Raw genomic sequence first — 16,395 nt, forward strand, 5'->3', positions numbered from 1 at the left:
CGGCCGCACCAGGTGAACCACCCGGGTGGGCCGGGCTCCGTCCGGCCCACCCTTTCCGGGAACGGCACGCGAATGACAGGGGATCGGCTCGTGAATCGAAGCGCTTCGACAGGTCTCTGGACAGCTCAAGCCCGCCCGCCTAGGGTCGGTGGGCGGTCCCCATCGAAGCGGTTCACCGCCAGAGACGCTCAGTCGGAGGAGCCCTCCATGGTCACCCTAGCCGAGGTAGCCAGGCACGCCGGGGTCTCGGCCAGCACGGTCAGCTATGTGCTCAGCGGCAAGCGCTCGATCTCCCGCGGCACCCGCGACCGCGTGGAGCGCAGCATCGAGGAGCTCGGCTACCACCCGAACGCGGGCGCCCGCGCCCTGGCGAGCGCCAAGTCGAACGTCATCGCGCTGATGATGCCGCTGCGCACCGACATGTACGGGCCGGTGATGATGGAGATCGCCCTCGCGGTCACCACGACGGCCCGGACCCACGGGTACGACGTGCTGCTGCTCACCGGCGCTGAGGGCCCGGCCGCCGTCCGCCGCGTCACCGGCAGCGGCATCGCCGACGCCATGATCCTCATGGACGTCGAACTCGACGACGAGCGGCTGCCGTTGCTGCGCGCGGGCGACCGGCCCGCCGCCCTGATCGGCCTCCCCGCCGAGCCCGAGGGCCTGGCCTGTGTGGACCTCGACTTCGCGGCGACGGGTGCGCTGTGCGCGGAGCACCTGGCCGGGCTCGGGCACCGGGAGATCGCCGTCATCGGCGAGGCGCCCGCCGTGTACGAGCGGCACACCGGCTTCGCCGAGCGCACCATTGACGGACTCCGCACCCGTGCGGGCGAGTTGGGGCTGCGGCTGCTGCACCGCCCCACCGACGGCGGCTATGACGCGATGGCGATGACGCTCTCCCGCATCTTCGACGAACGGCCCGGCACCACGGGCTTCGTCGTCCAGAACGAGTCGGCCGTAGAGCCACTGCTCGCGCTGTTGCGCCGACAGGGCCGTGCGGTTCCCGAGGACGTCTCGGTGGTGGCGATCTGCCCCGACCAGGTCGCGGTCGGGGCGTCCGTGCGGCTCACCTCGGTCTCCATCCCGGCGCAGGAGATGGGGCGCCGGGCGGTGGAGCGGATCGTCGCCGAGCTGGCGGCGCGCGGTACGGAGGGGGTCGAACTCCTCGCCCCCGAACTGACGGTGAGGGCGAGCACGGGTCCTGCCCCGAACCCGCCCCCGAGTCAGTGACTGCCGGGTGCCCGGCTACGGAAGGCTGTGCACCTTCGGGCCGACCGCGTTCGACCAGGCATGGCCCGCCGTCGCGTCCCAGTTCGTCGACCACGTCATGGCGCCGCGCAGCGACGGGTACGTCTTCGACGGCTTGAAGGAGCCGCAGCCGGTGCCGCGGGTCAGGCAGTCGAGCGCGTTGTTCACGACCGAAGGGGACACATAGCCGCTGCCCGCGCCGCGCGTCGACGCCGGGACGCCGATGCCGACCTGCGACGGATCGAGGCCGCCCTCCAGCTGGATGCAGGCGAGCGCGGTCAGGAAGTCCACGTTGCCCTGGCTGTAGACCTTGCCGTCGCAGCCCAGCATCGAACCGCTGTTGTAGTACTGCATGTTGACGACCGTGAGGATGTCCTTGACGTTCAGCGCGGTCTGGAAGTACCCGCCGGACGTGGACTGCATGTCGATGGTCTGCGGAGCCATGGTGAGCACCAGCTTCGAGCCCGCCTTCGCCGCGAGCTGGCGCAGCGCCTTCGTCATGTAGGTGGGGTTGAGGCCGTTCTCCAGGTCGATGTCGACGCCGTCGAATCCGTACTCCTGCATCAGCGCGTAGGCGCTGTTCGCGAACGCCGTCGCGGAGGCGTCACTGTTGACCGAGATGGTGCCCTTCTCGCCGCCGACGGAGAGGATCACGGACTTGCCCGCGGCGTGCTTCGCGGCGATGTCCGCCTTGAAGTCGGCGGCGGAGGGGTAGCCGACGGCGGGGTCCAGGTTGAAGGTGATCTGGCCCGGCGTGGTGGTGGCGTCGGCGAAGGAGACGGCGATGATGTCGTACTGCGACGACACGTCCCGCAGCTTCTGCACGGTGGCGCCGTTGTTGAAGTTCTGCCAGTAGCCGGTCAGCGCGTGCTTGGGCACGGTGCCGCCGTCCCCGCCGCCGCCCTTGCCGGTCCGCGCGGACACCGCGGTCGACTTAGCGGACTCGCCCGCCGCGTTCGAGGCGCTCACCTGGAAGCTGTACGTGGTCTCGGGGGTGAGGCCGGTGACGGTGGTGGAGGCGCCGCTGGTCGTGGCGACCTTCGTGCCGTCGCGGTAGACGGTGTAGGCGGTGGCCGTGGACACCGGGGTCCAGGACAGGTCCACCGACGTGGAGGTCGTCGTGCCCGCCGCGAGTCCGGACGGTACGGCCGGGAGCTCCACCGGGTCGGTGCCGCCGCCCCCGTCGGGCCCGAAGACGTTCACGTCGTCCACGTAGTACGCGCTCTGCCCGTACCAGCCGTGCGTGTACACCGTGACCGACGTGGTGTTGGCGCCGGTGGTGAAGCTGGTGGAGAGCTGCTGCCAGGCCGAGTTGCCCGGCGTCCAGGTCGACACGTCCGTGGTGCCGGTGCCGCGGGCGCCGAGGTAGGCGTAGCTGCCCTGCACCCAACTGCTCAGCTTGTACGTAGAGCTGGGCTTCACCTTCACGACCTGGGAACACTCGGCGGTGCCCTGGCCCGATGGGGTGGCCTTCAGCGCCTTGGTGCCGCCGTGCACGGGGGACGTGACGGCTTCACCGCTGTTCGCGGCGCAGGTCCAGTTGCTCAGGTCCGATTCGAACCCGGCGTTCTTGGCGACGTTGACGTCCGCCTGGACGTTCGTCGCCCCGGCGTCCGCCGACTGCGCGGGCGCGGCGAGCGCGGTGACGGCGAGTGCGCTGGCCGCACCGACGGCGATCACCGCGCCGAATCTCCGGCGAAAGCCGGGTCTGCCCTGACGTACACGGTCCACGGGGTGCCTCCAGGAAGAGGTGAAGGGCGGATGTGAACGACGGTGGCCACCGCTGCTGTGCGCATAGTTGGTCCAGACCAATCAGGTTGTCAAGACCTCTGGAGTGCCCGGTCGCGGGTGGCGCGGCCGGGCACCGGTGTGCAGAAGGCTTCCGTGCGGCTAGTACCGGTCCACCACCAGGCGTCCTTCGGCCGGAACGCGTGAGGTGATGCCGTTGACGTAGAAGGACTCCACGCGGGCCTGCTCGGCCGCGTTGGGCACCGCGTTCTTGCAGCTGATGCCGCCGGTGGAGCCCGACATCAGCTGGGAGCACGGGCCGGGCTTGGTATCGGGCAGGCCCAGGTTGTGGCCGATCTCATGGGCGGCGATGCGGGTCTTGTCGTACCCCTGGTCGACCGCTTGCCTGCCGAGTTCGACGCGGCCGCGACCGCCGGGGCGGACCGGACCGATCGTGGCCTGCGGCCAGCCGGTGGTGGCCACGATCTGGATCTCGGCCCGGGTGCCGGGCTGGGCCTTGGTCAGCTTGACGTTGTCCACGTTGGTGTTCCATGAGGCGACTCCGGCGGCGATCGCCGTCTCCCAGCCCCTGGCCTGGCTGTCGTCGTAGCGGAGCGTCACCACGGCGGATGCGCTCTTGGCCGCGACCGTGTCCGGGGTGGACACGGCGTTCGCCGCTGGCGCCATGGTCAGGGCGGCCGCTGTGGTCGCGACTGCTATGGCAAGCCGTCTGAAGTGCAGCATCGTTGTCCTTTCGGGTGCGGGGGTGTGCGACAGGCAGTTGCGGGTTCCTGCTGGCCAACTACCGCTATGGACAAGGGAGTTGGCAGTGGCCGAACTCTCGTCGGTCGCACGTGACGGTACATCGTCAAGTACTGGCGGTGCTGGCTCCGGATCCGGGCCTTCGGAAGTTCCGTACGGTATTCAGCCACCCGGGCGCGCCTTGACATGGACACCATCGAACACGGAGCATCGAAGCGCTTCGAAGGCCATCTCTTCCGCGCCTTCCGCTGTGCCCGCCGCCCGCCGAGGGGACCCCCACGTGACCGAGCACCCGCCGCTGACCGTCCGTGAGGACCCTGCGGGCGCCTCCGACTTCTCTGTCGCCGCCGGTGCGATGAAGGTTGCCGCCGCGGGGGAGGTGACGCCGACCGATGTCCTCGGCGACGGAAGGACCCGCTAGAGCGGCGGACGCGGCGGCCGAGTTCCACGCCTTCTTCGAGCGGCACTACGCCGAACTCGCCCGCCTCGCCCACCTGCTGACCGGTGAGGCCGACGGCGCGGACGACCTGGCGGCCGACGCGCTCCTAGCGCTCTGGCACCGCTGGGACCGGGTGCGGGCCGCCGACCATCCGGCCGCGTACGCCAGGGGCGTCGTCGCGAACATGGCGCGCAGCCGCATCCGCAGCGCCGTGCGCGAGCGGCGCCGCGTCACGCTCTTCTGGTCGGGCCGCGACGAGGGCGTCGCGGACCCCGACGTACCGGCGGTCGTCGACGTACAGGAGGCGCTGCGCGCGCTGCCGTTCCGCAAGCGGGCCTGCGTGGTCCTGCGGCACGCCTTCGACCTCTCGGAGAAGGACACCGCACAGGCCCTCGGCGTGTCGGTGGGTACGGTGAAGAGCCAGACGTCGAAGGGAATGGCTGAGCTGCAACGACGCCTCGGCCCGTACCCCGCGCTCGCCCGGGTGCGTGCGGTCGCGGCGGACACGGGGGGAAGCACATGAGGGACGAAGGGCACGACGACAACGCCCTGCGCGGGAAGCTGCGCGGCGCGGCCCGGGCCCACCGGCCCGACCGGGAGCGGATGCTGGCCCGCGTCGAGCGCGGCATGGCCGAGGGGGAGCGGCCGGAGAGGCGTCCGAAAGCCCCCCGCACGGCAGGGGCGTCCTGGCTGCGGGTCGTGGGCGCGACCACGGCCGTGGCCGGGGTGATCGCCGTCGCCGGGTACGGGGTGGCCGTCGCCCTGCGCGACGGCGAACCGTCGTCGCAGGCCGTGGCCACGAGCACATCGCCCCGGCCGTCTGCCGCGTCGCCCGAGCCGACCGGCACCGTCGCACCGCCGACCCGCCGCCCGCACGACCCGCCGAAGTCCCCGGACTCCCACGGCCGCACGAAGCCATCGGACTCCGCGTCACCGGACGCCGACGAGTCCCAGGGGCCCCTGAACCCCTCGGAGCACAGCGGCAGGCCCGCCGAGCCCGGCACCTCCCCGAAGCGGGTCCCCGCCGACCGCCTCCTGTGGGCGGACGGTTCGATCGACCCCGGCTCCAGCACGTACTGGTCGCAGTCCGACATCACCGTCAAGGCCAAGAAGGCGCTGACCGCGCTCACCGTCGAGGTGCGGATCGCGGGGAGCGGCAAGGTCGCCGACACCGGCAACTGGCGCTCGCTGCCCGAGGCGGACTTCGAGGTGTCGGTGGCGGAGCGGGACGGCGCCCTCGTCTACCGCTGGACGCTCAGGCCGGGCCGGACCGTGCCCGTCGGCGAACACGTCTTCGCCGGGCAGTTCGACCACCCGGCAGGAAAGCGGGACGCGGGCGACGACACGTACACGGTCGATGCCGGGACCAAGGACGAACGGGCCACCTGGCGGGGCGACTTCGCCTGAGCTTGGGCCGTCCCTTCGACCTCTGTGCGCTGGTGCCTGCGGGACGACGGTCGGCACGGACTCGTTGCCGTCGTCGGCTGCTCTCACCGCTGCGTCTCCTGCCGGGTCGCGCCAGCACCTCGTGGACCAAGGTCCTGGATGCGGTCCGGCTCGGGCCCGCCGACGACGCCGTGGCCGTCACCGCCGACCAGTTGCGGGCCGTGGCCGGGCGCCCGCGCTCGGAGTGGTCGTGGCGCGCCACCAGTCCGGCTGTGGTGGTCAGGGGTAGCGGTTACCGGACTCCAGCAGCGCTGTGCCCAGCGGGGTCAGGGTGTGGCGGGCGGCCTTGCCGTCGCGGCCGGTGGTGATCAGGCCGACCTTGCGGAGCACGGTCGCGTGCTGGCTGGCCGAGCTGGCGGACACCCGTACCCGACGGGCCAAGTCCGTGGTGCTGCAACCGTCTGCCACCGCTTCGAGCACCGCTGCCCGGGTGCGTCCCAGCAACTCCTCCAGTGGCCGGCCCGCCGTGTCACCGACGCTCCACAGACCCGCCCCCGGCGGCTCGGCCCCGAAGGCCGGGAGGGCAAGGACCGGCGCCTGCTCCGAGTCCCCGGGACAGGACAGCACTTCAGCCTCTTGCAAGGAGAACACAGCCGAGGTAACGACCAGGCCGCGCCCGCCCAAGTGGACATCAGCCTCGCGGCTATGGCGGACTTCGAGCACCGGCGGCCGCCAGCGCACCAGGGACGGATCGAGCGACTCCAGCATCCGCCCGGTCCCGCCCTCGCCCATCGCGCGCACATACCCTTCTCGCACAGAGGTGAGGAACGAGTGCATCCGCGGCCAGTACGGCGCCGTGGTCACCGCGTGGCACGCCCGCAGCGCCGCGGCCACCTGGAGCCGGGCCTCGCGGTCGCCGTCCGCCAGATTCCGGGCCCAGTTGCGGTGCGTGGGCCGGATGCGAAGGTTCTCCAGCTCCGCCCGCAGCAGGGCCCGCGGAGCCGCCAGGAGATTCTCCACCGCCTCGTCGAGGTCCGCCGTGTTCCCCATCAGGCTCATCGCGTCGACCACGGGTCCGCGTCCGGGCATCAACGCGGTCAAAGGCCCCGCCGCCCGTTCGCCCAGCCGCCCGCCGACCGCGGCCCGCCACCGTAAGAACGGCGCCAGGGCCGGAGCGTCCGTGCTCTCCCGAAGCAGCCGCACACTGTCGAACGTCTCTGCCGCCACCCCGAGGGACACGGCCACCCGGGTCCGTGCAAGATCCTCCGCAGTGAAATGAATGCGTTTCACAGCCCCCGCCCTCCGCACCGCCGCCTTCGCGCGACGCCATACCTCGTCCCTACCGGGCGGGGCCATCCTTTCAGCGGTGCCTGAAGCGATGGCAACAGTGATCCAGGCCGTGCCACGGTGACAGCCGCCTGCCCCTCACAGAGGAGGGGCAGGACGCGGCCAGAAAGGAAACAAGCGATGCTCCGGAAACTCCCGATCACCGCAGCGGCGCTGGGACTGGCTCTGTCGGGCCTCCTGGTGATGCCGACATCGGCACAAGCGACGGAGCGGCCCACGGCAGCCGCCGAGCCGAACTGTGGCTACACCGACAACTACGGCGGTCGGGCGGTGTGGAGGAACTGCGGAAACTTCAATCACCTGATCGAGACCTGGGCGCTGGGCGCCAGCCAGAGCTTCCAGTGTGTAGCGGCCGGCACCACCTACACTCTGGGGCCGACCTGGTTCATCAGCAGTTCCAAGTACGCAGGCGGGGAGGGCTGTAGGCCGTAACACCCGCGGGCGGACCAGGACGTGCGGGCATTCGGCGTCCTGGTCGTCGGCGAGGCCGGTCCCGGCAGAAAGTCTTCCCGCGGCGGCAACCCATTCCCGTCCGGCGGAGACCACACAGCGGACACGCCCCCCCCGGGACAAGGACCCGTACCCCGCACAAGGAATGGGACTCATGACTTCACGAGCTGACCTGCGCAAGGGCCGCAAGCGGCGCCTGACCACGCGCCGGGCCATCGGCGCGGCGACCACCGCACTCGCCCTGACCGGCGCCGGTATCGCGACGAACAGCATGCTGTCGCCCGCGGGCGCGGCCACCGCCTGGCCCGAGGCCAGGGGCGAGGCGCCCACGGCGAAGACCATCGAGGTCTCCGGCACCCTCGACGGCGGCCTCAAGCGCTACTACGGCACCGGCGACCTGGGCGGCGACGGCCAGGACGAGGGACAGGACCCGATCTTCAAGCTGAAGGACGGGGCCGTCCTCAAGAACGTCATCCTCGGCTCCCCGGCCGCGGACGGCATCCACTGTCAGGGCAACTGCACGCTGCAGAACGTGTGGTGGGAGGACGTCGGCGAGGACGCGGCCACCTTCAAGGGCACGTCGGCGAACTCGACGTACACCGTGCACGGTGGCGGCGCGCGCAAGGCCGACGACAAGGTCTTCCAGTTCAACGGCGCGGGCAAGCTGGTCGTGACCAAGTTCCAGGTCTCCGACTTCGGCAAGCTGGTCCGCTCCTGCGGCAACTGCTCCAAGCAGTACAAGCGGTCGATCATCGTGAACGACGTGGACGTCACCGCGCCCGGCAAGTCCGTCGTCGGCATCAACACGAACTACGGCGACACGGCGGCGCTGCGCAACATCCGCATCCACGGCGACAGCAACAAGAAGATCGCCACGTGCGACCGCTTCACCGGCAACAGCAACGGTGACGAGCCCACCAAGACGGGCTCGGGCCCCGACGGCACGTACTGCAAGTTCACGGCCGCGGACATCAGCTACCAGTAGCGGACGCGGTCGGGCACGGGGGAGCGCCCCCGCCGGTCACCACCGGCGGGGGCGCTGTGGCCGGGCCCGTTCAGTCGAGGCGCATCAGCCGCCGGACAGCGCGGTGGTAGACCTGCTCCCGCTCGGCGTCGGTGACGTCCAGGCCCCGCCAGGACCCGGCCCCGACGCCGCCCCCGCGTCGACCACCGCGCTCAGCCACCGGCTCGTCCCCCGGGAGAGGGCGGCCCGGCGCGCACGGACGGGCTGACAGGCCCGCTCACCGGCCCGCTGACGAACCCGCCGCTTTCCGCCCCTATCGGGCCGCTTCTGTTCGGCATCACGAACCCAACATCCGTTCTTGTGCGAGGCGTTGACGTGCCCAGAAGCACTGCCTAAGTTGCCGTTCGTAATCCTGACCGATGTCTGAAATATCGAACACGGCAGAGGTGGCAGAGATGGGCATGGCGCGCAGGCGTTGGAGATTCGGGCTCACTGTGGGGGCGTTGGGGTCGCTGCTCGCGGGGACGCTCGCCGCGAGCCCCGGCACGGCAGGCGCCGCCCCCGGCGATCCCACGGACTACACGATCGACGTCGACACGGCCCGCACCGGAGCGGCGATCGACGACTCGATGTACGGCGTCTTCTACGAGGACATCAACCGCGCGGCCGACGGCGGGCTCTACGCGGAGCTCGTGCAGAACAGGTCCTTCGAGTACAGCGCCGACGACAACACGTCGTACACGCCGCTGACGTCGTGGGAGACCTCGGGCAGTGCCCGCGTCCTGAACGACGAGGGCCGCCTGAACGCGCGCAACCGCTCCTACCTCTCCCTGGGCGGCGGCGCATCCGTCACCAACTCCGGCTACAACACCGGGATCGCGGTCACCAAGGGCAAGCGGTACGACTTCTCGGTCTGGGCCCGCACCACGGCGTCGGGCGGCGCACCCCTCACCCTCTCCCTGCGGGACTCCGGCGGCGACCTGGCCTCCGCCCGCCGCATCACCGCACGCGGCGGCTGGGCGAAGTACGAGGCGGCCTTCACGGCCACCCGCACCTCCGCCACCGGTCGGCTCACCGTCGCGAGCGGCGCCCCCGTCGCCCTCGACATGATCTCCCTCTTCCCCCGCGACACCTACAAGGGCCGCGAGAACGGCCTGCGCAAGGACCTCGCCCAGAAGGTCGCCGACCTGAGCCCCGGCTTCCTGCGCTTCCCCGGCGGCTGCCTGGTCAACACCGGAAGTCACCAGGCGTACGACGAGCCGTCCGGCTGGCAGCGCAAGCGCTCGTACCAGTGGAAGGACACCATCGGCCCGGTCGAGCAGCGCACGACCAACGCAAACTTCTGGGGCTACAACCAGAGTTACGGCCTCGGCTACTACGAGTACTTCCAGTTCGCCGAGGACACCGGCGCCATGCCACTGCCCGTCGTCCCCGCCCTGGTCACCGGCTGCGGCCAGAACAAGGTCACCGACGACGACGCGCTCCTGCGGCGCCACATCCAGGACACCCTTGACCTGATCGAGTTCGCCAACGGACCCGTGACCAGCGAGTGGGGCAAGAAGCGCGCCGGCATGGGCCACCCCGAGCCCTTCCGCCTCACCCACCTCGAAGTCGGCAACGAGGAGAACCTGCCCGACGAGTTCTTCGCCCGCTTCAAGCAGTTCCGCACCGCCATCGAGGCCAAGCACCCGGACATCACCGTCATCTCCAACTCCGGCCCCGACGACAGCGGTTCGACGTTCGACAGGGCGTGGCAGCTCAACCGGGAAGCGGACGTCGACATGGTCGACGAGCACTACTACAACAGCCCCCAGTGGTTCCTGGAGCACAACGACCGCTACGACTCCTACGACCGCCGGGGCCCCGACGTCTTCCTCGGCGAGTACGCCTCCCAGGGCAACAGGTTCTCCAACGCCCTCTCCGAAGCCGCCTTCATGACCGGCCTCGAGCGCAACGCGGACGTCGTGAAGCTCGCCTCGTACGCACCGCTGCTCGCCAACGAGGACTACGTGCAGTGGCAGCCGAACATGATCTGGTTCGACAACGACCAGTCCTGGGGCTCGGCCAACTACGAGACGCAGAAGCTCTTCATGCGCAACGTCGGCGACGAGGTCGTGCCGTCGAAGGCGTCCGGCACCCCGGCCGTCTCCGGCCCGATCACCGGCGCCGTCGGCCTCTCCACCTGGGCGACCAGTGCCGCGTACGACGACGTGAAGGTCACCGGTCAGGACGGCGCGACCCTCTTGGCCGACGACTTCTCGGCGGGTGACGGCCGGTGGACGAAGGCCTCGGACAAGGGGGCGTGGGCCGTCCGGGACGGCGCGTACGTCCAGTCCGACGAGAGCGCCGAGAACACCCTGGTGACGGCGGGCGACAAGGGGTGGCAGAACTACGACCTGAACGTGAAGGCCACCAAGAAGGCGGGCAAGGAGGGCTTCATGGTGGCCTTCGGCGTCAAGGACACCGGCAACCACTACTGGTGGAACCTGGGCGGCTGGAACAACACGCAGTCGGCCGTGGAGAAGACCACCGACGGCGCCAAACAGACGATGATCCAGGACACGACGACCGTCGAGACGGGCCGCAGCTACGACCTGCGCGTCGAGGTGCGCGGCCGTCAGGTGACGCTCTACCTCGACGGCAAGAAGTGGGGTTCCTTCACCGACGACAAGCCCGCCGAGCCCTTCCGTCAGGTCGTCACCCGCGACAAGGCCACCGGCGAGCTGATCGTCAAGGTCGTGAATGCCCAGGGGATGCCCGCCCGTACGCGGATCGACCTCGGCGCAGGAGCGCACCCGGCGGCGAAGGCGCGCGTGACCACGCTGACCGCGGACCCGGCCGCCGAGAACACGAGGACCGCACGGCCCGTCGCCCCGAAGACATCGGCCTTCGAGGGGGTGGACGACCGCTTCTCGTACACCTTCCCCGCCCACTCGGTGACGTTCCTGCGGATCAGGACCGAGTGACGCCCGCTACCGCCTGCCCCGTCCCTCCAGGAAAGGAACACCGCCCCATGAACGCCATCGAACCGCCGAGCCGCAGAACCGTCCTGAAAGGCGCCGCCCTCGCCGCGGGCACCCTCGCGATCCCGGCGACCGCACGGGCAGCGGCGCCCGGCGCGGCCCAGGCCGCCCCGTACGCCAACCCCCTCGTCCGCCAGCGCGCCGACCCGCACATCCACCGCCACACCGACGGCCGCTACTACTTCACCGCGACCGCCCCCGAGTACGACCGCATCATCCTGCGCCGCTCCCGCACCCTGCGCGGCATCGCCACCGCCGAGGAGGCCGTCGTCTGGCGCAAGCATCCGAGCGGCGACATGGGCGCGCACATCTGGGCCCCGGAGATCCACCACATCGACGGCAAGTGGTATCTCTACTTCGCCGCCGCGCCCGCCGACGACGTGTGGAAGATCCGCATGTGGGTCCTGGAGAACCCCCACCCCGATCCCTTCCGGGGGACGTGGACGGAGAAGGGGCGGATCGTCACGGCCTGGGACACCTTCTCGCTGGACGCGACCACCTTCACGCACCGGGGGTCCCGCTATCTCGCCTGGGCGCAGTACGAGCCCGGCATGGACAACAACACCGCCGTGTTCTTGTCCCGCATGGCCGACCCGTGGACCGTGTCGGGGCCGCAGGTCCGGCTCACCACACCCGAGCTGGACTGGGAGTGCGTCGGGTTCAAGGTGAACGAGGGAGCTTCGGTCATCCAGCGCAACGGCCGCCTCTTCATGACGTACTCCGCGAGCGCCACCGACTCGCACTACTGCCTGGGCCTGCTCACCGCCGACACCGGCAGCGACCTGCTCGACCCGGCGTCGTGGACGAAGTCCCCGAAGCCGGTCTTCACCAGCAACGACACCACCAAGCAGTACGGTCCCGGGCACAACTCGTTCACCGTCGCCGAGGACGGCCGCACCGACGTCCTCGTCTACCACGCCCGTCCGTACAAGGACATCACCGGCGACCCGCTGAACGACCCCAACCGCCACACCCGCATCCAGCGCCTCGGCTGGCGGCCGGACGGGACGCCGGACTTCGGCGTCCCGGTCGCGGACGGGAAAACCAGCGGCTGAACCGCTCGGCTGATCCGCTCAGCGGGTCGAGAAGCTGTGCACCGTGCTCGACCGGTACCGCTCGCCGGGGCGCAGCACCGTCGAGGGGAACGACGGCTGGTTGGGGGAGTCCGGGAAGTGCTGGGTCTCCAGGCAGAGGCCGTCGCCCTGGCGGTAGGTGCGGCCCGAGGGGCCCGTGAGGGTGCCGTCCAGGAAGTTGCCGGAGTAGAACTGCACGCCCGGCTCCGTCGTCGCGATCCTCATGGTGCGGCCCGACCTCGGGTCCCGCAGGGTCGCGAAGTGCTCGGGGCGGTCCGTGACGGCCTTGTCCAGGACCCAGTTGTGGTCGTACCCCTTGGCCGTCACCAACTGCTCGTGCCCGGCGCGGATGTCCTCGCCGACCGCCTTCGCGCGCCGGAAGTCGAAGGGTGTCCCGGCCACCTTCGCGAGCTCGCCCGTAGGGATGAGGCCGGTGTCGGTGGGGGTGAACCGGGCGGCGGCCAGGGTCAGTTCGTGGTCGTAGATGCCGCCGCTGCCTTCGCCCGCCAGGTTGTAGTACGTGTGGTTGGTGAGGTTCACGACGGTGGCCCTGTCGGTGGTCGCCGCATAGTCGACGTGCCAGTCGCCGCCGCGGGTGAGGGTGTAGGTCACCTTCACCCGCAGCGTGCCGGGATAGCCCATCTCGCCGTCGATGCTCACGTACCGCATGGCCAGGCCCACTCCGGTGGCCCCTGCGAACGGCTCCACGTCCCACACCCGCGTGTTGAAGCCCTTGGCCCCGCCGTGCAGGCTGTTCTCCCCGTCGTTGACGGAGAGCTGGTGGGCCCTGCCGTCCAGGGTGAAGCGGCCGCGGGCGATGCGGTTGCCGTAGCGACCGATCAGCGCGCCGAAGAACGTGTCCCCGGCGGCGTACGCCTCGATGGTGTCGTAGCCGAGGGAGACGTTCGTGTACCGGCCGTGCCGGTCGGGCAGTTCGAGCGATTGGACGATGCCGCCGTACGAGAGCACCTTCATGCGGGTGCCGCCGTTCGCAAGGGACCAGCGGTGCACCTTCGTGCCGTCGGCGAGTCTGCCGAAGAGTTCCTTGGTGGGCCGTGCGCCGTCCGTCGCGTACGAGGTGCCCGCGACGGTCGCGGTGAGGCTCGCGGCGGCGGCCGCTGTAAGTACGGTGCGTCTGCTCGTTTCCATGTGCGCCTCCAGAGTGGGGATTCGGGGTGGACTAGCGGCCGACCTTGCGCTTGTTCCATACGTCGAACCCGACCGCGGCCAGCAGCACGAGCCCCTTGATGACCTGCTGGTAGTCGGTGCCGATGTTGACCAGGGACATGCCCTGGTTGAGCACGCCGAGGACCAGGCCGCCGATCACCGCGCCCATCACCGTGCCCACGCCGCCGCTCATCGACGCGCCGCCGATGAACGAGGCCGCGATCGCCTCCAGCTCGAAGTTCAGGCCCGCCTGCGGGGTGCCCGCGTTGAGCCGCGCCGCGTAGACACAGCCCGCGAGGGCCGCAAGGACGCCCATGTTGACGAAGATCAGGAAGGTGACGCGCTTGTCCTTGACGCCGGACAGCTTCGCCGCCGCCTTGTTGCCGCCGAGCGCGTACACGTGGCGGCCGATGACCGCGTTGCGCATCACATAGCCGAGACCGATCAGCAGACCGCACATGATGAGCAGCACCACGGGCACGCCGCGGAAGCTGGCGAGGGTCAGCGTGAAGGCGACGACGGCCGCGGTGATCGCCACCAGCTTGGCCACCCACAGGCTCGTCGGCGTGACGTCCAGGTCGTACGCGAGCTGCTGCTTGCGGCTGCGCCACTCGCGGAAGACCAGGAAGGCGACCGTGACCAGGCCGATGACCAGCGTCGGGTTGTGGTACTGCGTGTACGGGCCCATCTCCGGGATGAAGCCCTTGGCGATGTTCTGGAAGCCGTCGGGGAACGGCGACAGCGACTGGCCCTCCAGGACGATCTGGGTGAGACCGCGGAAGAGCAGCATCCCGGCGAGCGTCACGATGAACGACGGGATGCCGACGTACGCGATGAAGAAGCCCTGCCACGCGCCCGCGACCGCGCCGATGAGCAGCGACAGGACGAGCGCGAGCACCCACGGCATGTCGTGTTTGACCATCATCACCGCCGACATCGCGCCGACGAAGGCCACCAGCGAACCGACGGACAGGTCGATGTGGCCCGCGATGATGACGATCATCATGCCGATGGCCAGGATGAGGATGTAGCCGTTCTGCTGGATCAGGTTGGAGACGTTGCTCGGCAGCAGGAGGACGCCGTCCGACCAGATCTGGAAGAGGATGACGATGAAGGCCAGGGCGATGAGCATGCCGTACTGGCGCATGTTGGAGCGCACGCTCCGGAGCAGCAGTTCGCCGACTGACTGCCGGGCAGACGGCGCGGACGCGGTGTCGCGCGGGGGCTTGGTCGTGGTCGTCATGGCGGAGGCCTCAGCTTCTGTTCTTGGTCATGTGGCGCATCAGGAGTTCCTGGGTGGCGTCCGCGCGGTCGACCTCACCGGTCAGCCGGCCCTCGGCCATCGTGTAGATCCGGTCGCACATCCCGAGCAGCTCGGGCAGTTCGGAGGAGATGAAGAGCACCGCCTTGCCCGCGGCGGCGAGCCGGTCGATGACGGTGTAGATCTCGTACTTCGCGCCGACGTCGATGCCGCGCGTCGGCTCGTCGAGGATCAGCACCTCGGGGTCGGCGTGGATCCACTTGCTGAGCACGACCTTCTGCTGGTTGCCGCCGGAGAGCCGTCCCACCTGCTCGAAGACGGTGGGCGCCTTGATGTTCATCGACTTCCGGTAGCGCTCGGCGACGGAGCGTTCGCGGTGTCCGTCCACGAAGCCGTCCTTGCGCCGCATGCCGGGCAGCGAGGCCAGGGAGATGTTGCGGTTGATGTTGTCGATGAGGTTGAGGCCGTACTGCTTGCGGTCCTCGGTGACGTAGGCGATGCCCGCCTCGACCGCGGCGGGCACCGTCTTCGTCGCGACCTCGCGGCCGCCCACCGACACCGTGCCGGTGACGTACTGGCCGTAGGAGCGCCCGAAGACCGACATCGCGAGCTCCGTGCGGCCCGCGCCCATCAGCCCCGCGATGCCGACGATCTCGCCGCGCCGCACGGTCAGCGACACGTCGTCGACGACCTTGCGCTGGTGGTCGATGGGGTGCCGCACCGTCCAGTTGGCGACGGAGAGGGCGAGCGAGCCCGCGTCCTCCCCCTCGTAGGGCGTGCGGTCGGGGAAGCGGTGGTCGAGGTCGCGGCCGACCATGCCGCGGATGATGCGGTCCTCCGACAACTGCGGCTCCGCGTCCGGACTCTCACGGACCGTCAGGGTCTCGATGGTCCGCCCGTCGCGCAGGATCGTCACCGAGTCGGTGATGGCCCGGATCTCGTTGAGCTTGTGGGAGATGATGATGCTGGCGATGCCCTGCTCGCGCAGTTCCACGATGAGGTCGAGGAGCTTCGCGCTGTCCTCGTCGTTGAGCGCGGCGGTCGGCTCGTCCAGGATCAGCAGCCTCACCTCCTTGGACAGCGCCTTGGCGATCTCCACCAGCTGCTGCTTGCCCACGCCGATGTCGGCGACCGGCGTCTGCGGCTTCTCGTGCAGGCCCACCCGCTCAAGCAGCGCGCTCGCCCTGCGCAGCGTGCCGTGCCAGTCGATGAAGCCCCGGCTGGCCTGCTCGTTGCCGAGGAAGATGTTCTCGGCGATGGACAGATAGGGGACGAGCGCCAGCTCCTGGTGGATGATCACGATGCCGTGGCGCTCGCTGGCGCGGATGTCCTTGAAGGCCATCCGCTCGCCCTCGAAGTGGATCTCGCCGTCGTAGCTGCCGTGCTCGTGGACCCCGCTGAGGACCTTCATCAGCGTCGACTTGCCCGCGCCGTTCTCGCCGCAGATCGCGTGGATCTCCCCGGCGCGCACGGTCAGGTTCACGTCGGAGAGCGCCTTGACGCCGGGGAACGTCTTGGTGATGCCGCGCATCTCGAGGACGGGCCGC

General features: G+C 70.1%; 15 protein-coding genes. 8 read left to right on the top strand and 7 right to left on the bottom strand.

What is annotated here, in order from left to right:
- Nucleotides 1–207 precede the first annotated feature (207 nt).
- Nucleotides 208–1,230, top strand: coding sequence for a LacI family DNA-binding transcriptional regulator (locus AC068B_RS13440; protein WP_478671417.1), 1,023 nt, complete (start codon nt 208–210; stop codon nt 1,228–1,230).
- Nucleotides 1,231–1,245: 15 nt separating this feature from the next.
- Here AC068B_RS13440 and AC068B_RS13445 read toward each other — a convergent pair whose 3' ends face one another.
- Nucleotides 1,246–2,979 (bottom strand): chitinase, encoded by a 1,734-nt coding sequence (locus AC068B_RS13445; RefSeq protein ID WP_478671418.1) that lies wholly within the window; start codon nt 2,977–2,979, stop codon nt 1,246–1,248.
- Between the two features lie 159 nt (nt 2,980–3,138).
- A complete protein-coding gene (locus AC068B_RS13450; RefSeq protein ID WP_478671420.1) occupies nt 3,139–3,720 on the bottom strand; it encodes a snapalysin family zinc-dependent metalloprotease in 582 nt (193 codons plus the stop codon).
- A gap of 298 nt (nt 3,721–4,018) precedes the next feature.
- Here AC068B_RS13450 and AC068B_RS13455 point away from each other — a divergent pair, with 298 nt between their 5' ends.
- Genes AC068B_RS13455 through AC068B_RS13465 form a run of 3 tightly spaced genes read left to right on the top strand, consistent with a single transcriptional unit; the run spans nt 4,019 to nt 5,584 of the window.
- The gene (locus AC068B_RS13455) at nt 4,019–4,159 is read left to right on the top strand and encodes a hypothetical protein (RefSeq protein WP_356267069.1); all 141 of its coding nucleotides are present in this window, start codon (nt 4,019–4,021) and stop codon (nt 4,157–4,159) included.
- A complete protein-coding gene (locus AC068B_RS13460; protein ID WP_478671421.1) occupies nt 4,131–4,700 on the top strand; it encodes a SigE family RNA polymerase sigma factor in 570 nt (189 codons plus the stop codon). Before AC068B_RS13455 ends, AC068B_RS13460 begins: the two co-directional genes overlap by 29 nt.
- Entirely contained in the window at nt 4,697–5,584 is an 888-nt protein-coding gene (locus tag AC068B_RS13465; protein ID WP_478671422.1) for a hypothetical protein, read from the top strand. Before AC068B_RS13460 ends, AC068B_RS13465 begins: the two co-directional genes overlap by 4 nt.
- A gap of 258 nt (nt 5,585–5,842) precedes the next feature.
- Here AC068B_RS13465 and AC068B_RS13470 read toward each other — a convergent pair whose 3' ends face one another.
- A complete protein-coding gene (locus tag AC068B_RS13470) occupies nt 5,843–6,652 on the bottom strand; it encodes an ArsR/SmtB family transcription factor (RefSeq protein ID WP_478671425.1) in 810 nt (269 codons plus the stop codon).
- Between the two features lie 378 nt (nt 6,653–7,030).
- Here AC068B_RS13470 and AC068B_RS13475 point away from each other — a divergent pair, with 378 nt between their 5' ends.
- Together AC068B_RS13475 and AC068B_RS13480 are read left to right on the top strand one after the other, a co-directional pair.
- On the top strand, nt 7,031–7,342 hold the full coding sequence (locus AC068B_RS13475) for a hypothetical protein (RefSeq protein ID WP_478671427.1): 312 nt from the start codon (nt 7,031–7,033) through the stop codon (nt 7,340–7,342).
- Between the two features lie 172 nt (nt 7,343–7,514).
- Entirely contained in the window at nt 7,515–8,345 is an 831-nt protein-coding gene (locus AC068B_RS13480; protein WP_478671428.1) for a pectate lyase, read from the top strand.
- Between the two features lie 70 nt (nt 8,346–8,415).
- On the opposite strand, the gene AC068B_RS13485 is transcribed toward AC068B_RS13480, so the two are convergent.
- Nucleotides 8,416–8,544 carry a hypothetical protein gene (locus AC068B_RS13485; protein ID WP_478671430.1) on the bottom strand — a complete coding sequence of 43 codons (129 nt, stop codon included), beginning with the start codon at nt 8,542–8,544 and terminating at the stop codon, nt 8,416–8,418.
- A 241-nt stretch (nt 8,545–8,785) separates the two neighbouring features.
- On the opposite strand from AC068B_RS13485, the gene AC068B_RS13490 reads away from it, so the two are divergent.
- Together AC068B_RS13490 and AC068B_RS13495 are read left to right on the top strand one after the other, a co-directional pair.
- Entirely contained in the window at nt 8,786–11,290 is a 2,505-nt protein-coding gene (locus tag AC068B_RS13490; RefSeq protein WP_478672060.1) for an alpha-L-arabinofuranosidase C-terminal domain-containing protein, read from the top strand.
- A 47-nt stretch (nt 11,291–11,337) separates the two neighbouring features.
- Nucleotides 11,338–12,402 carry a glycoside hydrolase family 43 protein gene (locus tag AC068B_RS13495; RefSeq protein WP_478671431.1) on the top strand — a complete coding sequence of 355 codons (1,065 nt, stop codon included), beginning with the start codon at nt 11,338–11,340 and terminating at the stop codon, nt 12,400–12,402.
- An 18-nt stretch (nt 12,403–12,420) separates the two neighbouring features.
- Here AC068B_RS13495 and AC068B_RS13500 read toward each other — a convergent pair whose 3' ends face one another.
- The 3 genes from AC068B_RS13500 to mmsA are packed head-to-tail and all read right to left on the bottom strand — an operon-like array spanning nt 12,421 to nt 16,379.
- On the bottom strand, nt 12,421–13,569 hold the full coding sequence (locus tag AC068B_RS13500; RefSeq protein ID WP_478671433.1) for an aldose epimerase family protein: 1,149 nt from the start codon (nt 13,567–13,569) through the stop codon (nt 12,421–12,423).
- A 31-nt stretch (nt 13,570–13,600) separates the two neighbouring features.
- Nucleotides 13,601–14,830 carry a multiple monosaccharide ABC transporter permease gene (mmsB, locus tag AC068B_RS13505; RefSeq protein WP_478671435.1) on the bottom strand — a complete coding sequence of 410 codons (1,230 nt, stop codon included), beginning with the start codon at nt 14,828–14,830 and terminating at the stop codon, nt 13,601–13,603.
- Nucleotides 14,831–14,840: 10 nt separating this feature from the next.
- The gene (mmsA, locus tag AC068B_RS13510; protein WP_478671436.1) at nt 14,841–16,379 is read right to left on the bottom strand and encodes a multiple monosaccharide ABC transporter ATP-binding protein; all 1,539 of its coding nucleotides are present in this window, start codon (nt 16,377–16,379) and stop codon (nt 14,841–14,843) included.
- Between the last annotated feature and the right edge of the window lie 16 nt (nt 16,380–16,395).

It is taken from the genome of Streptomyces sp. NPDC042371 (assembly GCF_056437465.1).

Bases quoted from the DNA above. Each gene is read 5' to 3' on its own strand.
- AC068B_RS13460 (WP_478671421.1), top strand. From the start codon at position 4,131: ATGTCCTCGGCGACGGAAGGACCCGCTAGAGCGGCGGACGCGGCGGCC.
- AC068B_RS13490 (WP_478672060.1), top strand. From the start codon at position 8,786: ATGGCGCGCAGGCGTTGGAGATTCGGGCTCACTGTGGGGGCGTTGGGG.
- mmsB (WP_478671435.1), bottom strand. From the start codon at position 14,830: ATGACGACCACGACCAAGCCCCCGCGCGACACCGCGTCCGCGCCGTCT.
- AC068B_RS13450 (WP_478671420.1), bottom strand. From the start codon at position 3,720: ATGCTGCACTTCAGACGGCTTGCCATAGCAGTCGCGACCACAGCGGCC.
- AC068B_RS13440 (WP_478671417.1), top strand. From the start codon at position 208: ATGGTCACCCTAGCCGAGGTAGCCAGGCACGCCGGGGTCTCGGCCAGC.
- AC068B_RS13495 (WP_478671431.1), top strand. From the start codon at position 11,338: ATGAACGCCATCGAACCGCCGAGCCGCAGAACCGTCCTGAAAGGCGCC.
- AC068B_RS13465 (WP_478671422.1), top strand. From the start codon at position 4,697: ATGAGGGACGAAGGGCACGACGACAACGCCCTGCGCGGGAAGCTGCGC.
- AC068B_RS13475 (WP_478671427.1), top strand. From the start codon at position 7,031: ATGCTCCGGAAACTCCCGATCACCGCAGCGGCGCTGGGACTGGCTCTG.
- AC068B_RS13500 (WP_478671433.1), bottom strand. From the start codon at position 13,569: ATGGAAACGAGCAGACGCACCGTACTTACAGCGGCCGCCGCCGCGAGC.
- mmsA (WP_478671436.1), bottom strand. From the start codon at position 16,379: ATGCGCGGCATCACCAAGACGTTCCCCGGCGTCAAGGCGCTCTCCGAC.
- AC068B_RS13480 (WP_478671428.1), top strand. From the start codon at position 7,515: ATGACTTCACGAGCTGACCTGCGCAAGGGCCGCAAGCGGCGCCTGACC.
- AC068B_RS13470 (WP_478671425.1), bottom strand. From the start codon at position 6,652: ATGCCCGGACGCGGACCCGTGGTCGACGCGATGAGCCTGATGGGGAAC.